Raw genomic sequence first — 2,206 nt, 5'->3', positions numbered from 1 at the left:
GTGGTGGTCTGGAAAATAGTCTTGATATCCAGAGAACGGCGAATTTTGTTAATGACTTTCGCCACAGTTACTTCCCGCGCCTGCTGCTGTTGCAACTGAGTGCGTAACTCGTGGTTAGCTAGGTGAAGGGATAGTTCTGTGGCAATAGTCTGAAAGGAATTAATCTGTTGTGGAGTCCAGGATGGAACCGACCTGTCTTGGTTTGTCTGTGCCTGGCATTGCTGCAGGACCAACAAACCCCAAGCTTTCCCCGATACCGGCAAGCATAAGCTGAGACTGGATTGAACTTGAAATTTCTCCAGCAGCTGGAGTTGGTAGGGAGTGACCGAATCATTGCTGACCTGATCGATAATTACCCTTGACTGCTGGAAATACTCTGTGGACAAGTCAGCCCCAAAAGCAGTAGCATTTAGGGTTTCCCCGACCGCAGGAGTCCAACCCCGTTCTACTGCTTCTGCCAAAACTATTCCGGTGCGAGCAGAATTGAAGCGATAAATTAATACCCGCTCGGCTTGGCTTAGATGTTGAACCCCATTGACTGTATTATTTAGTAAGGTTTCCCAGTCCCCAGCTTCACTCATTAATCTGCTAAGCTCTAACAATTTTTCATGCTGGGCTTGGAACTGTTGTTGGAGTGCCTCTTCGTAGCTAAGCTTCAATTGCTGAATTTCCAGATTCACCCCTACCGTAAACTGCTCAACCTCCTGACCAAAGGATTCAAATTGCTCCAAATTTTTTTTCAGGTCTGATTTATCTACCCTTCGGCGTTGCTCTAGATCAGTTTTTAGCCTGTCTAGGTTAACCTTAAATCCCTCTAGGTTGGGGCGAGCAGAGTTAAAGAATTGCGGAGTATCCTCCTTGAGGAGATTGTGATTTTCTAATAGCAGTTCTGAATCATTATCATCCCATTGTGATTCTGACATCTGTCTAGAGTCGTAAATTTTAATTATACTTCATACTTTATATCAAGTGCTGCTTGAACAATTCGTTGGGCATCTAAGATAATACTACTGGCTTCAGGAAGATAGGCTTTGACAAATTGTCCAAATCTGAGGGGCAATAATCGATCGGGGGGTTGTAAGTTTTGCCAATGGTGCTGTTCTATTTCTTCCACTTGTGAAACCACCAGTCCCAGCAGTTTGCTGTTTACTTGAAGTACGATTACCATGATTTTTGTCCTCGGCATGTCCTTGGGTTGCCAAACACCAGGAAATCCTAGCAGAGAGTTTAGATCTAACAACCACAGCATTTCACCACGCCAGTTGTAAATCCCAATCACACTATCGGCAGTATGGGGGATTGGCAAAATTTCAGCAACCGACACATTCAGAATTGCTTGGATGTAGTTTACCTGTAACAACGCCCCATTACCAGACCCTACTTGGAAGCGCAAAAATTTCTCCTGGGGGGGAAGTTGGCCATCAACACTGACCTTAACGGAGGTAGGGAGAGGTAATTGAGCTTGATTACCCTGGAAATTATGTTCATTTTTCTGCCAGGAGACAGAATAATCGACTTGATTAGTTCTTACCGTTGAGCCTGACTCTAGCCAAGTAGATAAGTCAAGCACCACCGGAATGCTTTCTAGTGTAATTTGTTTACGCCATGCTGGTTGTTTCTCGGTTAGGCTACGGCCCAAAATTTTGACGGTATCAATTGAGTTTGGTTTTAACTTGCTGATTGTGTGGTAGATAAATCTTACCACGGCTCCTGGTTTAGGAGCGGGGTCTGCTTCGAGTAAAACCAATAAACAGCTATCGTGAAGTTTAACTTTAGCTATAATACCTTCGTGCTGAAGTTTGTGATTCAGCATGGCGGCGATGACGTTTGGGTTTCCCTGTTTAGCTAATTGTAAAATTTTGCTTATCTTGGAAATCTGCTCTTTGCTCATCACAACAAGTTACTATCCAAATGATCAAACATTTATGATAAATAAATTCCAAGGTATTTAATAGCTTTATTTGTAATAATTTTTAATTTTGGTTAGAGTGACTGCTCACGTTTTTATAATTGCGTGAATTTATGGACCAATGAAAACCAGGGTTGAATCTACCTCTAATAGCTTGAGTGCTAAGCTAGTACGCTACGGTCAGGAAAAATTTACTGGCCGACTGGATCTGAAGGTGTCAACTGCTCAGCAATGGAGCTTCTACTTGAGCTATGGCCGTTTGGTATGGGCATCTGGCAGTGTTCATCCCACTAGGCG

2 protein-coding genes are annotated in these 2,206 nt (G+C 43.4%); both read right to left on the bottom strand.

Annotated features, from left to right (window positions below):
• Positions 1–923 (bottom strand): GAF domain-containing protein (locus tag F6K53_RS37970; protein ID WP_293084879.1); only part of this gene is annotated, 923 nt, incomplete at its 3' end.
• 23 nt (positions 924–946) lie between these two features.
• Positions 947–1,891, bottom strand: a complete 945-nt coding sequence (locus F6K53_RS37965) for a chemotaxis protein CheW (protein WP_293084882.1) — start codon at positions 1,889–1,891, stop codon at positions 947–949.
• Between the last annotated feature and the right edge of the window lie 315 nt (positions 1,892–2,206).

This window comes from Moorena sp. SIO4A1, from assembly GCF_010672065.1.
Taxonomy (GTDB): domain Bacteria; phylum Cyanobacteriota; class Cyanobacteriia; order Cyanobacteriales; family Coleofasciculaceae; genus Moorena.
Note: the sequence above shows the minus strand (reverse complement) of the source record. Positions and strands in the feature narration are given on the sequence as shown.

Coding starts and splice junctions, on each gene's coding strand:
- F6K53_RS37965 (WP_293084882.1), bottom strand. CDS start 1,891: ATGAGCAAAGAGCAGATTTCCAAGATAAGCAAAATTTTACAATTAGCT.